We start from the raw sequence: 23342 nt of genomic DNA, 5'->3' as shown, positions 1-23342 counted from the left end.
CAATGGCGGCTTAAAGTCGGTGCGGCTAAGGTTAGCGTTTTTTTGCTGGCGGGTTAGGGTTCATTCATATTAAGTTAAAATAATACGACATAGGTTGCCGTATTATTTTCTTTGTATGCTTAAGCTTAATCGCTTTATTTCAATCAAGTTTGTTAAAGGCTTTCAGAGATAGCCCTAAAGGCAGAAATAGACAAATCTGTGCTTTGAAAATTATTCTCCATGAAATGTCTGTCGGCGCTATTTTTTACGATAACTAAATCCTTTTTCCGGTCTATAAAGATAAATTGTCCATAAATCCCCACCGCCATAAACTCTTGGTCAGGGTTAATTGGTAGCCACCATTGATAGCCATAACCTAAAGTGCGCGAGGCGTTTGCTCTTGGCCCCGGCATTAGATGAGGAGCATCAGGGGTTGTGCTATCAATGACCCATTGCTTTTCGATGATTTGTTTGCCGTTATATTGGCCAAAATCACGGTACAACATGCCCATACGGGCATAGTCTCTAGAGATCATGTTGAGACCACCTAATACCATTGGCTCACCTGTGCTGTCCGTAATGAAATACGCGTCTGATTCGGCACCCAGTTTGCTCCATAGCTTTTCTTGCATGTATTCCATAATTGTTTTGCCCGTGGCCGCTCTTAACACCATACCGAGAACATGAGTATCAATGCTCACATAGTGCATAAATTTACCCGGCTCGTGCAGAGGGTCTTGGGTCAATGACGTGGCAAAATCATCGAAGCTGCCACCTAGGGCCATAATGCGGCCAAATCGGTTAATATCACTGTTAAAGTCGCCGTAATCTTCATTGAAGTACACGCCGCTGCTCATTTGTAGAACGTTCTTAATGGAGATACCGTCATAGCCGCTGCCAACCAGACTTGGTACATAATCGGTAACCGCGGCATTAAGGTCGGGAACCTTACCTTCTGCAACGGCAACTCCAAACAATGCACTTAAAAAGGACTTTGCCATAGACCAAGAAATTCGCTGATCAAACTCTCCTGTACCTTGAAGATATTGTTCATGTAAAAGGTTTTCCCCTTGGATTACCACTAATGCGGTTGTGTTGGAGTCTTCTAACCACTTAGCAATGGTTATTTCTTCCCCTTTATACATAAAGCTGCGTGGTAACTGTCTGGGTATTGGATTTAGGCTGCGAATCGAGTCATTTGAGAAGAGTACTTTAGTCGGTGCCATATCCTTCAAACGAGAGAAGTTTGTGACGATACGGTCGGTATCAAATAAATGAACAGTATTGTAAAGCTGGCGCAGCTCCGTTTGGTAGATAAGAGCTAGAATAACAACAACCAGTACCAGCGAGCCTAACGTGCGGAGAATGTATTTACCCATGGGGTGAGAATCCTTATTTTTATTGTGTACCTAGCTTACCGCTAATTTAATGATTAATGGGAGTGAAAGTCGGACAGCGGCGACTTTTGACTGAATATAGAGGGATTCCACTTGCTTGCTATTTGTTGTTTTTTTGTTCATAATGCGCGCCCCTATTTTTCCAACTTGGAACGGTAGGACTCCTTGCCTTTTACTAGCTGGCTTTTTGCCCTTGTTGGAAGGCTATCAACCCATAAGGAGCATATAATATGCGTCATTACGAAATCGTATTTCTGGTACACCCAGATCAAAGCGAACAAGTACCTTCTATGATCGAGCGTTACACTGGCTCTATCAAAGAAACTGGTGGTCAAATCCACCGTCTTGAAGACTGGGGCCGTCGTCACTTGGCTTACCCAATCCAAAAGATCCACAAAGCACATTACGTTCTTATGAACATCGAATGTGATAACGAAACTCTTGCTGAGTTAAACAACACTTTCCGTTTCAACGATGCTGTTATCCGTAGCATGGTTATTCGTACTAAAGATGCTGTAACTGGCGAGTCTCCAATTAAAGCTGCTGAAAGCCGTCAAGATCGTCGTGATGAGCGTCCTCGTCGTGAAGATACTGAACAAGCTCCAGCAACTGAAACAACAGAAGAAGCGGCTCCTGCTGCTGACGCTGAATAATTAGGAGGATAGATTATGTCTCGTTTTTTCCGTCGTCGTAAGTTCTGCCGTTTCTCTGCTGAAGGTGTTGCCGAGATCGATTACAAAGACCTTGATGTACTTAAAGGTTACGTAACTGAAACTGGCAAAATCGTTCCTAGCCGTATCACTGGTACTAAAGCTAAGTATCAGCGTCAGCTAGCTACAGCGATCAAACGTGCTCGTTACGTTGCATTACTGCCATACACTGATGCACATAAGTAATCAGTAGCATGATGGGAGCCATTGCACGCTTTAGTATGCAAGGACCTCGTCAAGCGGCACTTTTGGCAGTGCTGTTTGCTGCACTTCCCTTGATGTATTGGGTAAGTGCAGCGGTTGTGGCCTTGGTGATATTAAGCCAAGGCTTCAATAAAGGATTCAATATATTGTTGGCGGCATTATTACCAGGAGTTGCTTGGTACGCTGTTCAGCAAGATATCACCATCTTTGTGGTGGTTTTAGGCAGTGCCGTGATGGCCTGTGTGCTTAGATTAAGCGCGTCACTGCCTAAAGCTATCTCTATCTCCGTTATTGCTGGTTTGGCCTGTATTTGGCTATTACCTGAATTTAGCCCCAAATGGTACGGAGTGTTAGAGCAAGGCTCTAAAGAATATAATGAGGCTCTTGAGGAGCGCATGAGTGCGCAAATGATCCAGCAGGTACAACCTTGGATCTTCCCTATATTGCTAGGTGCAGTAGCCTCTATGCTACAGCTTTTTGCCATCGGCGCGCTGTTATTAGCTCGTAATTGGCAAGCAAAGCTGTTTAACCCTGACGGGTTTAAAGCCGAGTTTCACACCCTTCGATTACCTTATTGGTATGGTGCTTTTGCAATTGGGGTGTTTTTAATGAGTGGATCTAATCCCTTTTTAGGGAGTTGGGTGCCAATCATTCTAATGCCCATGTTTATCATGGGAATTAGTTTAGTTCATGGTGTCATAGCCATGGGGCAATTAAGTTCACAATGGCTTATAGGTTTTTATCTAAGCTTTTTGTTCTTTTTGCCATATATGTACGCGTTACTAATTTTAGTCGCTTTTCTGGATTTGGTTTTCAATTTCCGAAACCGTCTAAATGACACGGCATAACACAAGGCTCAATTACTTGAGTCATTTATAAATAAGACGTAAGTCTTGCCCTGTAAGGTGTTTAAAAATGGATGTAATCCTATTAGAAAAAGTTGCTAAATTAGGTTCTCTTGGCGATAAAGTAACCGTTAAATCTGGTTATGGCCGTAACTTCCTAATTCCTCAAAAGAAAGCGGTTCCAGCCACTGCTGCAAACGTTGAAACTTTTGAAGCGCGTCGTGCTGAACTTGAAAAAGAAGCGGCTACGAAATTAGCGGGCGCACAACAACGTGCAGAACAACTTAAAGAACTTGAGTTGACTCTAGCAGTTAAAGCCGGTGAAGACGGTAAGCTATTTGGTTCTATCGGTACTCGTGACCTAGCTGACCTAATCAGCTCTACTGGCATCGAAGCGACAAAAGCTGAGATCCGTTTACCAAACGGTCCTCTACGTACTGTTGGCACGTTCGAGATCACGCTACAAGTACACGCTGACGTGACTACTGCTCTTACTGTACACGTTGTACCTGAAGAGTAATTGCTGGGTAGAAAGCTCGGCTTTTCCCATCTGACTTTGTTGTAGAACGTTCGCTCCCTCCTCATTTAGCGCTGCTAAAATCGTCGGGAGCAAACAACCTACGCCGCGTCAGCTGAAAAAAGACAAGCTTTTGAAACGCCTAGGTAAATTAAAGAACCCTGATGTTTATGCATTGGGGTTTTTTTATGAATATTAAGTATGTAATTCATACACTGCCCGTCGGTATTTCATCCGCCTTGATCTAGTATGAAAATATTCGCTTAGAAAATTAAAAATTTTAGGTGTGAAGCTCGGCTTTTCCCATCAGACTTTGTTGTAGAGCGTTTGAGATCTTCTTATTTAGTAATGCTAAATGAGCGGGAGCAAATAACCTACGCCGGGTCAGCTGAAAAAAGACAAGCTTTTAAAAAGCCTATGTATAAGGAAGCCTTGATGTGAAAACATTGAGGCTTTTTTATTGCCCAATTTAGCTTTTATAGGCACAAACACCTTAAGCCTTTTTAACTACCACCAACTGGCAATTTCATGCGTTTAAAGGCAAACTAAACCGCTCACTTTTTCAGTATCTTCTTGGTTAAAAATCACCCAATGGATCAGCAAGTCGAAAATCTAAAAATGCCGCCTAACTCCATGGATGCCGAGCAATCGGTATTGGGTGGATTAATGCTGGATAACCGCGCGTTTGAGGTGGTGTCCGAGCGCCTGCAGGCCGATGACTTTTATCGTCATAGCCATAAGCTGATTTATCAGGTCATTTGCACACTGGCAGAGAAAGAAAAACCGTTTGATGTTTTAACTCTGAGTGACGAGCTACAAGGGCTTGAAGAATTAGAAAACATTGGTGGTTTGGCCTATTTGTCTGACCTATCAGAAAATACCCCCTCGGCAGCAAATATTTCAGCTTACGCCGATATTGTTAAAGAGAAAGCCTTGCTTAGGCGCTTAGCGGAAGCGGCCACAGACATTGCTGGTAGTGCTTACAGCAACAAGGGGCAAGATCCATTAGATTTGATTAGTGATGCGGAAAAACGCATTGCCGAAGTGGCAGAAGGGGGTGGTAAAAAAGATTCCGGCCCTGAGCACGTTAACCCGATTATGTCCCGTACCCTCGAGAAGATTGAAGAGCTTTTCAATATGGAAGACGGTCTTACGGGTTTAACCACAGGTTTCACCGATTTAGACAAGCGTACCAATGGTTTTCAAACCGCCGATTTAGTCATCGTGGCTGGTCGTCCATCCATGGGTAAAACCACGTTTGCTATGAACCTGTGTGAAAATGCATTATTGCAAAGTGGTCGCCCTGTACTGGTGTTCAGTATGGAGATGCCCAAAGAGGCCATTTTAATGCGGATGTATTCCTCTGTGGGTAAAATTCCGTCTAATCGGTTGCGCAGTGGTAAGCTGGATGAAGAGGATTGGCCAAAGCTGACCTCCGCATTCAATATGCTTAAAGACAAACCGCTTTATATTGATGATACCGCCGCGTTAACCCCTCAAGAGATGCGTGCCCGTTGTCGCCGCGTATATCGGGAAAATAATAACGATTTAGCTTTAGTCATGGTCGATTACCTTCAATTAATGCAGGTAGCGGGTAAAAGTGAAGGGCGAACCCAAGAGATTTCTGAGATCTCGCGCTCGTTAAAAGCCATTGCTAAAGAGTTTGGTTGCCCTGTGGTGGCGCTTTCTCAGCTTAACCGCTCATTAGAGCAACGTCCTAATAAGCGCCCAGTGATGTCGGATTTGCGTGAATCGGGTGCCATCGAGCAGGATGCAGATATCATTGCGTTTATCTATCGTGATGAAGTGTATAACGAAGACTCCCCAGACAAAGGCATTGGTGAGATCATCATTGGTAAACACCGTAATGGTGAAATTGGTACTGACCGCCTAGCCTTTATTGGCAAATACACGCGCTTTGAAAACCTCGCTCCGGGGTTCTACGAAGGGCGTGAGTTTGATGATGAGTAACGATTTTTAAGTGGCGTTACTCGCCACTTAAATCTAAAAAGGTTTCCAGCGCGTCTACTTTTAATACTTCAACATTACCGTAGCTTACTGAAATCCATTGATTTAGCTGCCAATCCTTTAATACCCTGTGCACACTTTGACGAGTGACCCCGAGGCTAGCTGCCAATTCTTCTTGGTTGAGTTTGACATTATGTCGTTGAGTGATTTTATGCTGGCGTAATAGCTGTTTAGCAATGCGCTTTGAAACCGGCAAAAATGCACTTTCTTCCAATATTTGTCCTGCATGACGCAAGCGTCGGCAAAATACCTTCATAAAGTATTTGTATAAAATAGGCTCATTATCCAGTAATTCTAGCAGTCCGTTTCTGGGTACTTTAAGCAAACTGGTTTGGCCTGAGGCGATAGCAGTTTGCGCTCTAGGTTGACCATCCAATGCTGAAATTTCACCAAACCATAAACCCGGTTGAGATACACCATACAGGTAGTATTTTCCGTTAGCGTCTTCAGCTGAGATTTTTACACCGCCAGTCAGTACGCCATATAGGGCGTCAGACGCATCACCGTTTTGGTAAATCACTTGCCCGTCTGAGCATGTTTTAGTGATCGAAATTTTAGCTAGTTTTTCTTTGGCGTCCTGAGGGAAGTCACGGAATACACCGCTTTCAATTAACTGATTAAGAATGCTGCTGGGCATGGTGAAACTCTATGCACATTAATTTAGCCACAATGTAACATTTTTAACGGTATTGATCTTGTTGATTTGAAATACTCAATACACCTTCAAATTGATGACGTTTTTAAACACAGGTGATGTATGACAGTTCGTATCCCACGCGATAAAGAAAATGACTATTCCGTAGAAATGGCAAAAAACCGTCGTGAGTTTGTAAAAGAAATGACAGGCAGTGAGCTTGAGCATGTGGGTCAGTATTCGTTCGACCCCGGTATGACGGCGGGCAACGTAGAAAATTTCATGGGTGTGGCGCAAGTGCCAATCGGTTTGGCTGGCCCTGTTACTATTAACGGTGAGCACGCAAAAGGTGATTTTTATGTGCCAATGGCCACCACTGAAGGCACATTAGTGGCCAGTTATAATCGCGGAATGCGTTTAATTAGTGAGTCAGGTGGTGTGACTGTAAGTGTGGTTGACGATGTCATGCAACGTGCGCCTGTTTTCATTTTTGAAAACGCCCGAGATGCTCGTGAATTTGGTGAGTGGATTGATGAAAACTTCGAAGGCATTAAAGCTGCCGCTGAAACCACTACCAAATCTGGTAAATTACGCAATATAGAAAAATACGCCGCGGCTCGTATGTTGTACTTACGTTTTAACTTCACCACTGGTGATGCCGCTGGCCAAAACATGGTAGGCAAAGCGACTTTTGTTGCTTGTGAATGGATAAAAGCGAATAACAAAAAAATGGTTCGCTATGTGTTATCTGGTTCAATGGATACTGATAAAAAGCACTCAGCTATTAACACACTGCACAGCCGTGGCAAACGAGTTATCGCAGAAGTGACGGTGCCGGCGGAAAAGTTAAAATCGCTAATGGGTGTGACTCCAGAGCAAATGTATCGACATCGTGCTATTAGTCAGGTGGGCTCATTTATGGCAGGGGCTGTGAATACTGGTGCGCATTCGGCTAATGGTATTACTGCGGTATTTATGGCTACAGGTCAAGACTGTGCCAACGTAGCTGAATCGTCAGCTGCGGTAACCTATGCAGATTTAACTCAAGACGGTGATTACTATCTTTCTATTACCATTCCATCATTAATCTGCGCCAGTTTTGGTGGCGGAACTGGATTGGCGACGCAAAAAGAATGCTTAGAAGTAATGGGTTGCCACGGTAATGGTAAAGCACGTAAATTAGCGGAAATCATTGGTGCCACCGTATTGGCTGGCGAGCTTTCCTTAAGCTCGGCTGTACTTGCCGGTGATTGGGTAACCAGTCATGACGCCCTTGGTCGTAACCGTTAATTTTAACTAAAAGCTAAAGAACTCTGATGATATGTCATCAGAGTTCTTAAAATAAAAATAAGAGATAACCATGTCATTACCTTGCGCGTTTGAAGGTCGCTTACGCTTGCCTGTTGTGCAAGCTCCTATGTTTTTAGCCAGTGGTGTTCAGCTTGTTATTGAGAATTGCAAAGCAGGAATAATAGGCACCTTCCCGTCACTTAATCAACGCACCAGTGAAGGGTTTGAAACATGGCTTATTGAAATCAAAAAAGCTTTACATCAATGGGAATCGGTTTCTGGCAAGAAGGCGGCTCCATTTGGTGTAAACCTCATTGTTCATAAAAGTAACCCGCGCTTACAACAAGACTTAGCATTGTGTATCAAGCACGAAGTCCCTTTAGTCATCACCTCCCTTGGTGCTGCCGCAGAATTAGTGGATCGTGTTCACGCTTATGGTGGGTTAGTATTTCATGATGTGATTAACGCACGTCATGGTAAAAAAGCCGCTGAGGCCGGTGTGGATGGCTTGATTGCTGTTGCAAATGGCGCCGGAGGTCATGCTGGTACGACCAACCCGATTCCATTAATTGCAGAAATTCGTGAGTTTTTTGATAAAACCGTTTTATTATCAGGCTGTATTTCTAACGGGAATGAAGTGGCTGCTGCGCAACTGTTAGGAGCTGACCTTGCGTACATGGGTACCCGATTTTTAGCCACAACCGAAGCGAATGTTGTTTCTGAATACAAACAAATGTTGTTAGACAGTGCATCAAAAGACATTGTTTATACGCCAAAAATTTCCGGTGTAAATGCCAGTTTTATGCGTCAAAGTATTATTGATGCTGGTATTGATCCAAATGATTTAACGCCTAAGGAATATTTAGATTTTGGCGCTGAATTAGATGTGGATGCCGCCAAACCTTCCGGTGAAAAAAATGCTTGGTTAGATATCTGGTCCGCAGGGCAAGGAGTGGGTAGTATCCATAATGTTCAGCCATGTGCTGATTTAGTGGCGCAACTAGCCAAAGAATATGAGCAAGCCATGGAAGCACAATATAAACATTACAAATTACACTTCGCTCACGCTTAAGGGATACGGTATGCAATACAATACGCTGGATTATCAAGTAAACGATTTAGTCTTAACGCTCACGTTAAACCGTCCAGAGCAAATGAATTCCTTCACCGTTGAAATGGCTAATGAATTAATTCATGCATTTAATCGTGCCAGTGATGACGATGCTGTTAGCGCGATAATTGTGACGGGGGCAGGCAAAGCGTTTTGCGCGGGTATGGATTTAACTCGCGAAGGTAATGTTTTTGGTCTTGATGAGTCGAAAACTCCCACTGTGTCAGATATGAAAAACAACGATATCATTGAAGGCGTGAACGATACTGGGGGGTTAGTAAACCTAAGTATTTATGAATGTAAAAAACCAGTGATTGCGGTTATCAATGGTGCCGCTGTTGGAGTTGGGGCAACCATGTTGGCGGCTATGGATATTCGAATTGCTACTGACCGAGCCAAGATTGGTTTTGTATTTGAAAAGATTGGCATTACACCAGAGGCATGTTCCAGTTGGTTTTTACCGCGTATTGTGGGTTTAAGTCAGGCTTTAGAGTGGGTGTATACAGGTGATATTTTTGATGGTGATGCCGCCAAAGCCGCTGGTTTTGTGCGCTCGGTACATCCTCACGATGAGGCAATGGCCGAAGCCATGAAAATTGCAAAAAGCATCGCGCAGAAATCTCAAGTAGGCATCGCACTGGCACGACAAATGATGTTACGTTTATCAGCCGCACCTCACCCAAGAGATGCCCATGATGTTGATTCTTTATCTATTTTTTATGCCTCGCAAAAAGATGGAAAAGAAGGCGTGGCCTCGTTTTTAGAAAAACGTGCGCCAAACTTTAAAGAGAAAGCCTCAACGGATATGCCTGATTTTTATCCGTGGTGGGAATAACCCCTTAAGTATTTATAAAAAGACCCTGATCAAATAATTGATCAGGGTCTTTTTAATAGGTCGTTATTTTCTAGGACGCATGATGCCTTCGCACTGAATAATTTTAAAACCGTTTTCTTTAGTGACTATGGTCACCCCTTTAAAGTGTTGACGCAGTATCACTTCATAATTTAAAAATTCGTTTGCCACAATGAGTAATTTACCACTGAGTTTTAAATAGTCTTTAGCTTTACTTAAAAATTCCTCAGTCACGTTGTAATCGGTTTTAATACCTTGATGAAAAGGGGGGTTGCTGATAATCCAGTTATAACGATCTTCAATATTACTAAATCCATCACTGGCAAACGCTCCTGCAAACTCAATACTGTTTTCTTCTATGTTCACTTGCGCACTTTTAATGGCTAAAAAATCATCGTCAATAAGTTTTAGCTCTTCATATTCGCGATTTTGGCTGATGTAGCTGGCAATGGTGCCAGTGCCACAGCCAAAATCTAAAATGCGACCTTTAATTTTACGCGGTAAATATTTCAGTAAAACCTGTGTGCCTTTATCGAGTTTCTCTTGGGAGAACACGCCAGGCAATGAGCGCAATGATAGGCCCAGTTCATTTTCATGACTAACGAAGTAATTGTCTAAATTAAACGTCGGCTTATGTTGTGGCGTTTGCGCACGAACGATGGCACTGTGTTTACCTATGGCCATTTTGTCGATACTGGCGAAATCATCTTTAAGATTTTTATTTAAGCTTTTAATTCCACCTTTGTTTTCACCTACAAACCAAATTTCGCCCTCATCTGATAATGCACTCATGGCAAAGTCTATAACGTACTTAATACGAGATTTGGCTTTGGGCAAATAAACTACAATAAGCGAATAATCTTGTTGTAAAGGGGCGGTGACGCTTACGCATTGATAGTCTTGATTGGCAAAGCTTTGCTGTACTGCATAACTAAAGCTGGCGACGTGCCAATCGGGTTGATGCAGCTCATGAGATAAATCATCCCTTGGCGGGTTAATTAATAGGGCGGTTTCGGGTAGCGCTTGCTGTAAAAGCAGCTGGCTAGGCAGGGATAGGCTCATGGTAGGTCACTTAAATTACAATAGCTCTATTGTAGTGAAAGTGACCCATAACAGCCAGAGATACCAAAGGGCAAAGCCCTTTAGATTATTAGAAGTGGTATACGGCGTTTACTTGGTAAGACTGGGTTAAGTCTTTGTTGACATACTCTAGACGTAAAAACGCTTTTGGATTTAATTGATATTGGGCGCCAAAGCCCATTAGTAGTCCGTCATCACCACCTAGGCCATAACCTAAACGAGCAATACCGGAAAGCTTATCTTTGATCTCTGGTAGGTCTTTTTTGATAACAGCTGCGCCCCAGATGCCATCAGCATCTTCACTGCTACCATCAAAAAACTCACCGGATTGAATGAAGCCAGCTTCGAAGGCGATATCAATACCGTTACGTTGGTCGTAATCGTACCCACCAAATACTTGAAATCCATTGGCTTTACCGTCTCTACTGCCAACGGAAGAAAGATCGATGCGGTTATGACTAAAGCCTGCACCAGCATAAAATTTGTCTAGATCTTGGTAGTCTGCAGACAGTGCACAGTGTGCAAAACATAAGCTGCTTATGGCAGCAGCGGTTATTAGGTTTTTCATCAGACGTCCTTTACGAAATGATTTTCGCTGGCAGTTTACTGAATATCCCCAACACTGCAAATGATGCGGATTGTTTTGTTAACCAATCAATTGTAATGGTGGTTCTTGGAGTGCTGAAAATTGCTCACGTAAATTTAGTATTTCCTCAGACCAGTACCTCGGCGTATTAAACCATGGGAACGCCATTTTGAAGGCTGGGTCATCCCAGCGCTTTGCCAGCCAAGCACTGTAATGCATTAAACGCATGGTGCGCAGTACTTCAATTAAGGGGACTTGGTCCACTGGGAACGGTAAAAACATTTCATAACCCCGTGCCATAGCTGCCAATTGCGCCTGCATTTGATCGCGATCGCCGTTTAATAGCATCCACATGTCTTGAATACGTGGTGCACGGATACAGTCGTCTAAATCAAGCATGTAAGGCTCTTCTTGAAACCAAATGAGGTTGCTTGCGTGTAAGTCACCATGAACCAGTTGCATCTTGGGTTCATTCCAAAGTTCATCTAAGCGATTACATATATCTAGGCTGAGGGTTTCGTAGGCCGGTAATAAACTGTCATCAATGAAGTGGTTATCTAATAAAAATTGTCGGCTGTCACGAGCAAACTTCTGAGGGGTCATATTACCCCGTTGGTCGCACTCAACGGCATTGGCTGTTTGGTGCAGGCGCGCAATTAAGCGCCCCATTTGTTCAAATTCGTCGAGGTGTTCAATGTGCCCGCTGTGCCCCCCTTGTTTGGGGAATAATGCAATATAAAAGCCCTGATATTCAAACAGGCTTTCACCATCAATGACCATGGGGGCCACTACAGGCAGTTCATCTTCTTTGGCAAATAATGTGAACTCATGTTCTTGCAGTATGGTTTCACGGCTCCAACGGCCAGGTCGATAGAATTTCGCCACCACATCTTTTTGCTCTTCAATTCCGATTTGGTAGACGCGGTTTTCATAGCTGTTTAAAGCTAATTGATGCCCGCTTGTTAGCCAACCCAAGGGTTCAAGAATGTGGTCAATGGCATTGAGCACTGTATCTGGGGTTAATTTTTCGTATGGATGGGACATATTAGCTAGGCCAAAAAATAATAGGGGCAGTTTACTTACATCTTTGGATTTAAGCGAGATGAGTCTAGTGTGTTGGTGTAGGCGTGCGAGCAATACAGGCGATGACCACACTGCGAGCACCATGCTGCTTGAGTACGCGGGCAGCTTCGTTGGCCGTGGCACCAGTGGTGAGGACATCATCAACCAGTAATATGCGCTTGTGTCGAACCTGTGAAACCAGCTTAGGTGGAATGCAAAAGGCATGACGCATGTTGGATCTTCGCTGGGTTTTATCTAGGTGGCGCTGGCTTTGCGTTGGCTTTTGTCGATGCAATGGGCTGGATATGGGGGTATGTAAGTGCCTACTTATATTTTTTGCCAGTATATAAGTGGGGTTGTGGCCTCGTACGATAAGTCTTCGCCAATGGTACGGCAAAGCTATAACCACATCGTATTCCACTTCTTGCAGTTGCATTAATAAAGGCTCAAGCAGGCATTCGAGGCCAAGTACCTTAGGCGAGGCTTTAAATCTTTGTAACAGCTGGGCAATGGCACCTTTAAAGACAAAAGGGCACAGCACTCGATCAAAAGCAGGTTTACGGGTTAAGCAATGTCCACAAAGGTGACCGTGATGGTTTGGCTCAGCGCATTGAGGGCATTGCAATGTGAGTTTGGGCAAGGCCTGCACGCATTGTTCACATATATTACGGGGGCTGCTTTGAAGGCAAAATACACACTGATTTAAATTTGAACAAGTGTAAACCCTTCTAAATGAAGTGGTTGACTGTTTAAAATAAGACGCTAACATACCCAACATCTAAAAATTAACCTAGCTTGGCAGACCAAAAGCCTGCCATGACAGACACGAATTCACCAGTCTTTCACCCTAAGATTGGTAAGGAAGTATGATGAGCGCATCCCTAACACAAGATATCCGTCACGACTGGCAGCGCGATGAAGTGCAGGCATTGTTTGATATGCCATTGAACGATTTATTGTTCCAAGCACAAACTGTGCATCGTCAGCACTTTGATCCAAACGAAGTACAGGTGAGCACCTTACTATCTATCAAAACAGGCTCTTGCCCTGAAGACTGTAAATACTGCCCGCAGTCAGCTCATTACAACACCGGCCTAGAAAAACAGCGTTTAATGGAAGTAGAAGCGGTTCTGAAAAAAGCTGCCGAAGCCAAAGCCAAAGGCTCTAGTCGTTTTTGCATGGGCGCTGCATGGAAAAACCCAAATAAACGCGACATGCCTTACGTGTTAGAAATGGTTAAAGGTGTGAAAGAGCTAGGCCTAGAAACCTGTATGACTCTTGGTATGTTGGATGAAGGGCAAGCAGGTGAGCTTGCTGAAGCTGGGTTGGACTATTACAACCACAACCTAGATACCAGCCCAGAGTTTTATGACAAAATTATCACTACACGTACCTATGGTGATCGACTAGATACGTTGCAACATGTGCGCGACAGCGGCATGAAAATTTGCTCTGGTGGTATTATCGGAATGGGTGAAAACCAAAATGATCGCATTGGTTTATTAACTCAATTGGCGAATCTTCCTGTGCAACCTGAAAGTGTGCCAATTAACATGCTGGTAAAAGTAAAAGGTACACCACTTGAAGACGTGGACAACCTTGATCAATTCGAATTCATTCGTTGCATCGCCGTTGCCCGTATTTTAATGCCTAAATCACACGTACGTTTAAGTGCGGGTCGTGAATCTATGACAGATGAAATGCAAGCCATGTGTTTCTTTGCTGGTGCGAATTCTATTTTCTATGGCGAGTGCTTACTTACCACTCCAAACCCAGAAGCGCACAAAGACATGCAGTTGTTCAAACGTCTAGGTTTACGTCCAGAGCAAGCCATTGTTGATCACGATGACAAGGGTCAAGAAGACGTGCTTAGTAAACAACTTCAGAAAAACGACACAGCACAACCTTTCTACGACGCAACTGTTTAATTAAGCAGTTATTGAGCGCATATAGTGTGCGCTCGATTTGTGTTTTCTCGCACTCAAATTTAGGTGTCCGTGAATGTCGTTTGATCTTGAGCAAGATTTAAATCAACGCCGTGAACAAAACTTGTATCGCCGTACTCGTATGGCGCAAAGCCCACAAGCGCCGGTGATGGAAATTGACGGACACACCTACCTGACCTTTTGCTCCAATGATTACCTTGGCTTAGCAAATCACCCAATGTTAGTGAAAGCTTTTAAACATGCCGCGGATGAATTTGGTGTGGGCAGTGGTGCTGCTCATTTAGTGAATGGCCACAGTTACTATCATGAAAAGCTAGAAGAAGCATTAGCTGAGTTTACTGGTCGTGATGCAGCGATTTTGTTCAGCACCGGCTACATGGCCAACCTTGGTGTGGTAACAGCGTTACTGGATAAGCAAGACGGGGTGTTTGAGGATAAGTGGAATCACGCATCGTTATTAGATGCAGGCTTATTAAGTGGCGCACGCTTTCAACGTTACTTGCATAACGACATGGGAAATTTAGGCAGTCGACTGAAACGCAGTGAAGCGCGTCGTAAACTTATCGTCACCGACGGTGTATTTTCAATGGATGGTGACTGGGCGCAGTTGGATGGCGTGACTGAACTTGCAAAACAAAACGACGCATGGGTGATGGTAGACGATGCTCATGGTTTAGGTGTGTTAGGTGAAAGTGGTGCAGGATTGTGTGAAGCACAGAATCAAAGCCAAGACGACGTACAAATTTTAATGGGTACATTAGGCAAAGGCATGGGAACAGCAGGGGCATTTGTCGCAGGCAGTAAAGAACTGATTGAATATCTAACGAACTTTGCGCGCCCTTATATTTACACTACGGCGATGCCAGCTGCCATTGCTGCAGCCACCCTTGAAAGTATAAACATAGTTAAAAATGAGCCAGAACGTCGTGTGCATTTGCAAATGTTGATTAAACATTTTCGTGATGGCGCAAAGCAATTGGGTCTGAATTTGATGACCTCTCATACTGCTATTCAGCCTGTTTTAGTAGGAGATGCTCAGCAAGCACTTAACATGAGCGAAGCGTTAAGACAGCAAGGCATTATGGTAACCCCGATTCGCCCGCCCACTGTACCTGTGGGCACTGCTCGATTAAGAGTGACCTTGTCAGCTAGCCACTCTCTCGAACAGGTAAATCAATTATTAGATGCACTGGCGGCACTATCAGCAAACACGGAGTCCAACTAACATGACATTGGCAGTTCATAAGTGGGGCGATGAGAACCTTCCCGCCATATTTTGTATTCACGGTTGGGCCAGTAATGCACAGGTGTTTCAACCTTTGGCAGCGTTATTCAAAGATCACTACCATTTTATTGCGGTGGATTTACCCGGCTTTGGCGATAGCCATTATCAAGATGGTGATTACCAGTTAGAAACCCTAATGGGTAAATTATTAGCTGTGGCACCTGAAAAAAGCAGTTGGTTGGGTTGGTCGTTAGGTGGCATGTTAGCCGTACAGGGGGCGTTGGATTCGCCTGATAGAATTGAAAAAGTAATGACACTTTGCAGTAATGCAAAATTCATTGCTAGTAAGAGATTTAAACAAGGGGTGCCTCAGCCGCTATTTAATGGCTTTATGGAAAGCATCAGTGACGTGCGTGTCACCTTACGTCGTTTTGCTGCATTGACGGTTGTAGGTGAGCAAAAAGACATGTTGCAATCCTTAAAGTGGTTACAACAAAATACACAAGTACCTGCACCCAGTTCTGATGTTTTAAAGGCTTCTTTAGAGTTATTAGCGGCTATAGATAATCAAGTGGCCATTGCGAACATTCAACACCCTTGTTTGCACATGTTAGCTACGGATGATGCCATTGTGCCTCATCAGGCTAGCCAAGTGCTTAATAAACTAAATGAAAAACATTTAACCAGTTTTGTACCTAATGCTTCCCATGCATGTTTAGTGACACAGCCACAATTGGTAGCCAATGGTATTTTGACATTCATGCAAGGTTTGCAAAATGCATGATGTGATAGCCAAACAAGCGGTTGCCCACAGTTTTAGCCAAGCCGCCAAAGACTACGATAAATTTGCCCATTTTCAACATGAATTGGCACAACAGTTAATTGATCTGTGCCCTGATACACATACATCTGCGGTGTTAGATTTAGGCTGTGGTACAGGCTATTGTTTGCCGTTACTTAAGCAACAATATGCGCAGGCGGATATAACGGGTGCAGACTTGGCGCCGGGTATGTTGAACTGGGCAAAGCAACAGCACCCTGATTTTTTATTTGTGCAAGGGGATGCTGAAAACCTTCCGTTTGAAGAGCATCAATTTGATTTGATTTTCTCTAATCTTGCGGTGCAATGGTGTGCGGATTTTTCTAAAGTATTAAGTGAAGCGTATCATGCGCTTAAACCCGGTGGTCATTTGGTTCTGAGTACCTTGGCGGATGGCACATTAAATGAAATCGAACGCGCTTGGCAATCAGTGGATACACACCAGCATGTTAATGAATTTGAAGCGGAAGCTTTTCTTTCTGAATGTGTGAAGCAAAGTGATTTTAATGTCGAATATCTAGATGTAAGCACTCATATTGATTATCACCCAGATGTGCGCAGTTTAACGGATTCATTAAAGCGCATAGGGGCTCACAATATTACAGGTGGTCGCGCAAAAGGTTTAACATCGCCGCGAGCAATCAAACAATTTATGCAAGCCATGGAATCGTTTCGATCCGATTTAGGCTTACCCGGCAGTTATCGCGTTTTGAGCTGTCGTTTAGTCAAACCCATTTGAGAAAACACCATGAGTAAACAAAAGTTCTTTATTACAGGCACGGATACCGATGCAGGTAAAACCGTATGCAGCGCCGCACTTTTATATAAAGCCAGTGAAGCGGGTAAACAAACCTTGGGTTTAAAACCAGTTGCGGCAGGTTGTGAAGACCATGGCCAAGGTTTGCAAAATGACGATGCGCTTTTGCATATTAAATACAGTACTGAACAATTACCTTATATGCAGATTAACCCCATTGCATTAGAGGAACCCATTGCACCGCATATTGCTGCGCAACATATTCAGAAGCCGTTAAGTGCTCAGCGCATAGTGGGACTTGTGCGTGGTGTGTTAATGATTAACCGAGCTGACTTTATGTTAATTGAAGGGGCTGGCGGCTGGCGTGTGCCGCTCAACCTTAACGAAACCTTTGCCGATGTGGCAAAAGAACTTCAAGCCCCTGTTATTTTGGTAGTGGGTATGAAATTGGGGTGTATCAATCATGCATTGTTAACAGTTGAAGCCATTCAGCGTGATGGGATGAAACTGGCGGGTTGGATTGCAAACCGTGTTGACCCAGAGATGTCTGCTTATGATGAAAACCTAGTAACTTTGAAGTCACTTATTCAAGCCCCTTGTTTAGGGGACGTGCCTTATTTAGATAATATGGAAATCGAAAAAGTCGCGGAATACATTCAATTACCTGAATAACCCTTTTATAAGGCCTCATTCAATATATGAGTGAGGTCTTCAGTGGTTTTATAAAGCCCTTTAAATTGCACTACAAAGTTTTTATCTATAACAATTGTTGTGGCCATGGTGCCATTAAATTGATTTTCTAAAATATTATTCTCATCTGAAATAACATCGAAATCTGTGTAACCATTTGCTTGCTGTGCATCCAGAGTATAAGCAATGGATGCCGAAATATAATCCACGAATATGAATTTCACATTACTGAACTGGCTAACGAGGTCGGTTCGAATATGGCTCATATGTGAATCACAGACAGGACACCACATGGTGAAGTACAGCACGACGGCATCGTATTGATTTAACTCAACGCTGAGGCTTCGTGTGGTACCGTCTGATAGCGTGAATTCAAAATCCTCTATCATACTGCCTTGTTGTAAATCTTGAGTATTTTTTAGTGGGTCATTGCTAGGTAATAAATCTTCTTGGCAGGCACTTAACAGTACACACGCCATTAAAATGCTTAATAGATGTTTAATAGACATGACTAACCCCCATGCTCATGACGTGCGTCTTAGGAATATTTTCACCTTCCGTGGCTTGAATGTAATTGAGTTTTACGATCCAATTTCTAATGGCGTTGGAATAGGCCAAACTTAATCCTTGTGAGGTTTTTTTTATGCCGCTTGAATCATCAAGTACGCCATCAATGGTAGCGGCGTGCTGAGTTAATTGGCTGTGGCTCAACGTGGCGGTGACCATGGCTAAATTAGTTAAAAACCAAGTATATGCCCCGCTAAAGGTATTTGAGTAACGATCCCCTAGTTGTTTGTTGTAAGGGGTGACCACTTGATTGTATTCTTGATTCACTGGGCGCTCAAAGGTGTAACCATATTGCCCTTGCCAACTTAAACTAAATGGATAAATCGTTTTCTCGATAATCATAGAGGTGTCTAAGCGATAAAAGCCTAAGCCTGTGATATCAAAACTACTGTCAATGCGATCGGTATAAGGACTGATTCCTGTAGGGATCGTTAGTGCAGTACCTAAATAAATACTGGGTTTCAAACTTTCCCAGCCATTTATTTTATAAATACACGTTACGTTATCAAATGCCTCATACCAAATGCCGACTTGTGTATCACCCAATGCGGTGATGGATTGCAAATCACCACTGTACTGGTTGTGATTATTGATAAGTGCAATGCTGCTGCTTAATTGGAAGCGATCACTTAAACGTTTTGCGTAAGATATACTCATGCGTCGTTGTAATAATGTGCTGCCTTTCGGGTCCTGTTGGTAATGACCGGTTTGTGTCCAGAAGCCGTTGTAGTTTTCATTAGCGAAGCTAATATCCAACATTCCCTCATTGAATTTTGGCAGAATAATACCTGAACTGGCCCCACCGCCACAGCAAGATGCCGCCTTGGTTGGAAGTGAAAAACAAATACTGATTGATAAGAGTGTGAAAAAAAGGCCAACCCCATACCAGTGATTAGTTGGTATGTTGTGGGTTGGCATATCCACTTGCTGAGTAGGATTCATTGTCGTTGCTTAATTACATCATGCTCATTGGGCTGCTAGTGCTAGCATTTGCAAAACTAAAGCTAGCGTTATTACCCGTTTCGCTGCCGTCGCTGGTTTTTGTTTCACCGCCAATGGACAGGCGTACTTCAATTATATCGTTTTCATCGCCAGTCAGATTTAATTCAGTGGCGGTGTATTCTCCAGCGGCGTCTGAATTTTCCACTGCGGTTTTCCAATTAGCCTCGTTGTCACAAGCAGCTGAACACATTTCAACAACCACTGTGCCTAAGGTATATTCATATTGAGTATTGGCGTTTAAAACCACACCGTCGGTGATGGCTTGATATTCCATTAATGTTTCTCGTGCAGCCACATAAGTAGTGAATTGATTATGCGTACTGTTAACCATGCGACCTAGATTAAATAAATAATAACTACGTGGCACTTCACTTTCCATATGCTGGATGAGATCAGAGCTATTGCCTTTTAACACCTTTCGATCACTCATCATCATGTCCACATTAATATCAAACGTGGTGTTTATATCATTAAATAACACGTCAACATGCCATGTACCGTTCATGCTTGGCATTAAAAAATAAGCGGTGGCCGTCATTTGGCCATTGTTATTCAGTTGGCCTATTTGGTTGGCTACTGGCGTACTGTGAGTCATGCCTGAGTCCATGTTCATGACAGGGGTAATGCTGACTTCACCTTCGGTGATGGGGTCGTCATTTGAATCGGTAATGCTTACAGTGAGCTCGGCCACACCATTTTCAATTTCGCCCATATCTAAACTTATGGTGTTACCTTTTTCATCACCTGAGCCACAAGCACTAAGAATAAAAGGAAGTAAAACAAGCGCAGTAAAACGTTTCATAGACGTCCTAAATGTTATAAAAATTGATAGAGCAATTTTAAGCGCAGACGGTCTTTTTGCCGATGCGACATATTGTCGCACCTTTCAAATGGATAATATTCAACAAGAATGTGAGTGTTAAACAGGCTGGTTTATAGAATCAATTATTCTAATGATTTACTCAATTTCTGCATCTAGGTGCCTTACAGGGGTATGGTTATTAGTTGTACAATTAATAGTCAGTAATGATATTAAAGTTTTTACCTATAACGTTGTGAGCCTAGGTGTTGTCTGTTTAAATTATGATCAGGCAGAAGTATTCTAGGAGAGTGTTATGGAAGTGGGTGGATTAGGTGGTGCTTTGAGTGCGGGCCTTGCAGGAATCCAAAAAGGTGAGCTACAAGTGACTCAAGGTGCACAGCAGGTGGCTTCAGCAAGTACTCAGCGCCCTGTGACATCCAATTCAGAAGTAACAGACGGTTTAGTTAAAGAAAAGCAAGGGCAGAGGCAAGTAGAAGCTTCTGCCAAGGTGGTTGAAGCCTATAGCCAGACCATTGGCTCTTTGGTGGATATAACGGTTTAACCTTAAGTGAGGTATGAACGTGAACGTGCAATTTGGTACCGGTTTTACTATTAGTCAGAACAACACAGGTGCGCAGGGTAGTGAAGCGCGTACCGGTGTGGCTGTGCCTGTGGAGTCGGAAAATCAAAGCACTACAAGCTTTACTCCCGTGCAAGAGGCCAATGAAAACCCCAGGTCGAAACAAGAAGGCGCTGAACAAGGGACTGAACAACGCCAAGCGGTAGAGCAGCGTCGTGCTCGTCAGCAACAAGACGAGCGTCAAACTCAGCAACAACAGGAGCGTCGAATAGAGCGTGAGCGTCAGCAGGTGCAATTAGAAGATGCGCAAGTGGAACGTAACTCGCAAAAAGACAATGATTCGCAAGAAGATTCGGTAAACCAGCGTTCTCAAGAGGAGCAACAAGCGCAAGATAGACGTCAACAAGACGCTTACGAACAGCGCCAACTACAGGCCGAGCAACGGCAGCTTCAAAAACTTGCAGAGCGTGATAGAGAGGTAAGAGCCCACGAACAGGCCCACCAATCAGTGGGGGGACAGTACGCCGGCGCCATGAGTTTTACCTATGTACGGGGCCCAGATGGTCAAAATTATGCGGTGGGAGGTGAAGTCTCCATCGACACAGGCAAAGTTGCCAATGACCCACAGGCCACACTCGATAAAGCAGAAACCATACGCCGAGCGGCGTTGGCTCCGGCTGAACCTTCCAGCCAAGATCGTCGAGTAGCTGCACAGGCAATACAAATGACGATGGAAGCAAGGGCCGATATACAGAAGCAGCAACAAGAAGCGCTGATAGAAGAGGACACAAGTGAAGAGCAAACAGATTCTAAAGCGTTAAGTGAAGAAGAGCGCCTCGAGGCCGAACAAAAGGCGCAAAAACAAGAGCAGGATGAGGAGTTATCGAATAGTATTTCTGCTGATTTACAAGAACTGAACGAGCGTATGTCTCGTGTTCAATCTCAGTTGGTGGAAGCCAGTCAAATAGATGAGAAAATCAATGCAGGTGTTAATTTGCTAGATGTGACCACCTAAACGTTGATAACGTTAAGCTGATTGAAAACAAGCCATGACAGCAATGTCATGGCTTTTCTTTTTAATAGGGCCCTCAGTTATCGTATGCCTTTCTAATGGCAATAATGTCATCCAGTTTATCATGTAAAATATCCACAAGCTTAGGATCAAATTGTTTACCTTTTTGCTTGTCTATTTCTGCAAGCACTTCTTCCATCGGCCATGCTTTTTTGTAATAACGATCTGACCCTAATGCATCGAATACATCTGCAATGGCGGTGATGCGCCCAGCGATATGAATGTCTTCAGCTTTAAGTCCTTTGGGGTAGCCCCTGCCATCCCATCGTTCGTGATGTTGTCCTGCAATGATGCTGCCCATTTTAATGACTTCGTTTTCATTGCTGTGTAGTAGGTCAGCTCCCACCTGAGCATGACTTTGCATAATATGCCATTCTTCTTCTGTTAATTTATCTGGTTTTTTAAGTATGTTGTCTGGAATAGCAATTTTGCCTACATCATGTAGCGGACTTGCGAGTTTTATGAGTTGCGCTTGCTTTTCATCAAGGCCGTATTCAATGGCAAAAAGGTAAGAATAATGGGCCACACGGCGAACATGGGAGCCAGTTTCTTTTGAGCGTTGCTCTACGGCTTCTCCCAGTATGTAAGCGAGTTCTTTTTGGGTGTCGAGTATCTCGTCTCTAAGCAGTAGGTTTTCATAGGTAACGGCAACGTTGGACGCATAAATATCCAAAAGCTGTTTATCTAAGTCATCAATTTCGCGTTCTAATTCTACAAAAAGTAAGTTTTCACTGCCGAGGCTAGTTGAGAAATAACCGGTATAGGTGTCGCCATTTATATAAGACTGCTTTTGCTTTAATGCATAATCAAATGCATTGAGCACCGGATTCGGTAAGTCGACTTTATTTTTTGTTTCAAACTCGGCCATGGCGCCGCTAACAGCTAAGACTTGATAGTTACTACCGTCTGTAAACTCATCGCTCAGGCTAGTACAGTAGAAAATAGCACCCTTTAAATGTAATAAATTACAAATTTGTTTTAGTACGGCAGAGGCAAATACTTTCAAATTTCTGGCTTCAAAAATTTCAGTGGAGGCCAGTATGACTTGCTCTAGTGAACGCCTATGAGAATCGATCATACAAATGTCTCGATAGGCTCTTAACGATGCATACATGAGTGTTAGTAGTTTATTACTGGTTAATTCTGTTTTGTCTTTGTAGTCATCGATGTCGTATTGAGTAATCACGTCTTCTTCAGGAGCTTGACCGGGTTGCCCAGTTCTTAGAACCAGCCGAGTGAAGTGGTTTTGAAGATCTTCACGTATGGTGCGCACTAAGTCTAAACCGGCTGTATCAGTTTCCATAACCACATCAATGATTGCCAAGGCAATATCACTGCGTTGACTCATTATGTCTCTGCCTTCTTTTCCATTGAAAGCACTGATGAGATTGAGTGGCCTTTGGTCAAAGACAAAGTCTTTTAAAACCATTTTAGTGACATCGTGTACACCTGGTTCATCATCAACCAGCAGTATATTCCAAGGCTCAAGTTTATTTTCTAAAACAGGCGCTAGGGATTCGTCAGCGAATTGTAACTTATCCATAATCTTCTCAAACAGGCATAATGTATTGAGTATAGACACAAA

The 23342-nt window shown here is 43.4% G+C and carries 25 protein-coding genes; 15 read left to right on the top strand and 10 right to left on the bottom strand.

Features of this window, described 5'->3' with window-relative positions:
• Positions 1-152: 152 nt before the first annotated feature.
• Positions 153-1358 carry a serine hydrolase domain-containing protein gene (locus ABWV45_RS04155; RefSeq protein ID WP_353348986.1) on the bottom strand — a complete coding sequence of 402 codons (1206 nt, stop codon included), beginning with the start codon at positions 1356-1358 and terminating at the stop codon, positions 153-155.
• 248 nt (positions 1359-1606) lie between these two features.
• Between ABWV45_RS04155 and rpsF the strand changes: the two genes are divergently transcribed.
• From rpsF to dnaB, 5 genes are all read left to right on the top strand, one after another.
• Complete coding sequence (rpsF, locus tag ABWV45_RS04150) at positions 1607-2029, top strand: 30S ribosomal protein S6 (protein ID WP_353348984.1); 423 nt, start codon at positions 1607-1609, stop codon at positions 2027-2029.
• Between the two features lie 15 nt (positions 2030-2044).
• Complete coding sequence (rpsR, locus tag ABWV45_RS04145) at positions 2045-2272, top strand: 30S ribosomal protein S18 (RefSeq protein ID WP_353348982.1); 228 nt, start codon at positions 2045-2047, stop codon at positions 2270-2272.
• Between the two features lie 8 nt (positions 2273-2280).
• Positions 2281-3138: a YybS family protein gene (locus tag ABWV45_RS04140; protein WP_353348980.1), complete on the top strand. Its 858-nt coding sequence runs from the start codon at positions 2281-2283 to the stop codon at positions 3136-3138.
• A gap of 67 nt (positions 3139-3205) precedes the next feature.
• Complete coding sequence (gene rplI / locus ABWV45_RS04135; RefSeq protein ID WP_353348978.1) at positions 3206-3655, top strand: 50S ribosomal protein L9; 450 nt, start codon at positions 3206-3208, stop codon at positions 3653-3655.
• A 588-nt stretch (positions 3656-4243) separates the two neighbouring features.
• On the top strand, positions 4244-5623 hold the full coding sequence (dnaB, locus tag ABWV45_RS04130) for a replicative DNA helicase (protein ID WP_353348976.1): 1380 nt from the start codon (positions 4244-4246) through the stop codon (positions 5621-5623).
• A 16-nt stretch (positions 5624-5639) separates the two neighbouring features.
• On the opposite strand, the gene ABWV45_RS04125 is transcribed toward dnaB, so the two are convergent.
• Positions 5640-6317, bottom strand: a complete 678-nt coding sequence (locus ABWV45_RS04125; RefSeq protein WP_353348974.1) for a Crp/Fnr family transcriptional regulator — start codon at positions 6315-6317, stop codon at positions 5640-5642.
• A 120-nt stretch (positions 6318-6437) separates the two neighbouring features.
• Between ABWV45_RS04125 and ABWV45_RS04120 the strand changes: the two genes are divergently transcribed.
• From ABWV45_RS04120 to ABWV45_RS04110, 3 genes are all read left to right on the top strand, one after another.
• Positions 6438-7604: a hydroxymethylglutaryl-CoA reductase gene (locus ABWV45_RS04120; RefSeq protein ID WP_353348972.1), complete on the top strand. Its 1167-nt coding sequence runs from the start codon at positions 6438-6440 to the stop codon at positions 7602-7604.
• A gap of 70 nt (positions 7605-7674) precedes the next feature.
• Positions 7675-8676, top strand: coding sequence for an NAD(P)H-dependent flavin oxidoreductase (locus tag ABWV45_RS04115; RefSeq protein WP_353348970.1), 1002 nt, complete (start codon positions 7675-7677; stop codon positions 8674-8676).
• A gap of 10 nt (positions 8677-8686) precedes the next feature.
• Entirely contained in the window at positions 8687-9550 is an 864-nt protein-coding gene (locus ABWV45_RS04110; protein ID WP_353348968.1) for a crotonase/enoyl-CoA hydratase family protein, read from the top strand.
• A gap of 63 nt (positions 9551-9613) precedes the next feature.
• Here ABWV45_RS04110 and ABWV45_RS04105 read toward each other — a convergent pair whose 3' ends face one another.
• From ABWV45_RS04105 to ABWV45_RS04090, 4 genes are all read right to left on the bottom strand, one after another.
• The gene (locus ABWV45_RS04105) at positions 9614-10630 is read right to left on the bottom strand and encodes a class I SAM-dependent methyltransferase (RefSeq protein ID WP_353348966.1); all 1017 of its coding nucleotides are present in this window, start codon (positions 10628-10630) and stop codon (positions 9614-9616) included.
• An 88-nt stretch (positions 10631-10718) separates the two neighbouring features.
• Positions 10719-11216: an outer membrane beta-barrel protein gene (locus ABWV45_RS04100; protein ID WP_353348964.1), complete on the bottom strand. Its 498-nt coding sequence runs from the start codon at positions 11214-11216 to the stop codon at positions 10719-10721.
• A 78-nt stretch (positions 11217-11294) separates the two neighbouring features.
• Positions 11295-12278 (bottom strand): serine/threonine protein kinase, encoded by a 984-nt coding sequence (locus ABWV45_RS04095; protein ID WP_353348962.1) that lies wholly within the window; start codon positions 12276-12278, stop codon positions 11295-11297.
• Positions 12279-12342: 64 nt separating this feature from the next.
• Complete coding sequence (locus tag ABWV45_RS04090; protein WP_353348960.1) at positions 12343-12945, bottom strand: ComF family protein; 603 nt, start codon at positions 12943-12945, stop codon at positions 12343-12345.
• A gap of 220 nt (positions 12946-13165) precedes the next feature.
• On the opposite strand from ABWV45_RS04090, the gene bioB reads away from it, so the two are divergent.
• The 5 genes from bioB (at position 13166) to bioD (ending at position 17716) form a co-directional block, all read left to right on the top strand.
• Positions 13166-14224: a biotin synthase BioB gene (bioB, locus tag ABWV45_RS04085; RefSeq protein ID WP_353349405.1), complete on the top strand. Its 1059-nt coding sequence runs from the start codon at positions 13166-13168 to the stop codon at positions 14222-14224.
• A 73-nt stretch (positions 14225-14297) separates the two neighbouring features.
• The gene (gene bioF / locus ABWV45_RS04080) at positions 14298-15467 is read left to right on the top strand and encodes an 8-amino-7-oxononanoate synthase (protein ID WP_353348958.1); all 1170 of its coding nucleotides are present in this window, start codon (positions 14298-14300) and stop codon (positions 15465-15467) included.
• A 1-nt stretch (position 15468) separates the two neighbouring features.
• Positions 15469-16251 (top strand): alpha/beta fold hydrolase, encoded by a 783-nt coding sequence (locus tag ABWV45_RS04075; RefSeq protein ID WP_353348956.1) that lies wholly within the window; start codon positions 15469-15471, stop codon positions 16249-16251.
• The gene (gene bioC, locus ABWV45_RS04070; protein ID WP_353348954.1) at positions 16244-17026 is read left to right on the top strand and encodes a malonyl-ACP O-methyltransferase BioC; all 783 of its coding nucleotides are present in this window, start codon (positions 16244-16246) and stop codon (positions 17024-17026) included. Before ABWV45_RS04075 ends, bioC begins: the two co-directional genes overlap by 8 nt.
• 9 nt (positions 17027-17035) lie before the next feature.
• Positions 17036-17716 (top strand): dethiobiotin synthase, encoded by a 681-nt coding sequence (gene bioD, locus ABWV45_RS04065; RefSeq protein ID WP_353348952.1) that lies wholly within the window; start codon positions 17036-17038, stop codon positions 17714-17716.
• A gap of 5 nt (positions 17717-17721) precedes the next feature.
• Here the strand turns inward: bioD and ABWV45_RS04060 are convergent, their stop codons facing one another.
• From ABWV45_RS04060 to ABWV45_RS04050, 3 genes are read right to left on the bottom strand one after another with little or no spacing between them, the layout of a single operon-like run.
• On the bottom strand, positions 17722-18243 hold the full coding sequence (locus tag ABWV45_RS04060; protein ID WP_353348950.1) for a peroxiredoxin family protein: 522 nt from the start codon (positions 18241-18243) through the stop codon (positions 17722-17724).
• Entirely contained in the window at positions 18233-19243 is a 1011-nt protein-coding gene (locus ABWV45_RS04055; RefSeq protein ID WP_353348948.1) for a hypothetical protein, read from the bottom strand. The genes ABWV45_RS04060 and ABWV45_RS04055 overlap by 11 nt, the downstream gene beginning before the upstream one ends.
• A 13-nt stretch (positions 19244-19256) precedes the next feature.
• Positions 19257-20105, bottom strand: coding sequence for a hypothetical protein (locus ABWV45_RS04050; RefSeq protein ID WP_353348946.1), 849 nt, complete (start codon positions 20103-20105; stop codon positions 19257-19259).
• A 313-nt stretch (positions 20106-20418) separates the two neighbouring features.
• Between ABWV45_RS04050 and ABWV45_RS04045 the strand changes: the two genes are divergently transcribed.
• Positions 20419-20667 (top strand): hypothetical protein, encoded by a 249-nt coding sequence (locus ABWV45_RS04045; RefSeq protein ID WP_353348944.1) that lies wholly within the window; start codon positions 20419-20421, stop codon positions 20665-20667.
• Between the two features lie 13 nt (positions 20668-20680).
• Positions 20681-21700, top strand: coding sequence for a putative metalloprotease CJM1_0395 family protein (locus ABWV45_RS04040; protein WP_353348942.1), 1020 nt, complete (start codon positions 20681-20683; stop codon positions 21698-21700).
• Positions 21701-21773: 73 nt separating this feature from the next.
• Here ABWV45_RS04040 and ABWV45_RS04035 read toward each other — a convergent pair whose 3' ends face one another.
• Positions 21774-23300 carry a DUF3369 domain-containing protein gene (locus ABWV45_RS04035; RefSeq protein ID WP_353348940.1) on the bottom strand — a complete coding sequence of 509 codons (1527 nt, stop codon included), beginning with the start codon at positions 23298-23300 and terminating at the stop codon, positions 21774-21776.
• Positions 23301-23342: the final 42 nt, after the last annotated feature.

Origin of the sequence: Oceaniserpentilla sp. 4NH20-0058, assembly GCF_040371755.1 — a bacterium.
Taxonomy (GTDB): Bacteria; Pseudomonadota; Gammaproteobacteria; order Pseudomonadales; family Oceanobacteraceae; genus Bermanella.
Note: the sequence above shows the minus strand (reverse complement) of the source record. Positions and strands in the feature narration are given on the sequence as shown.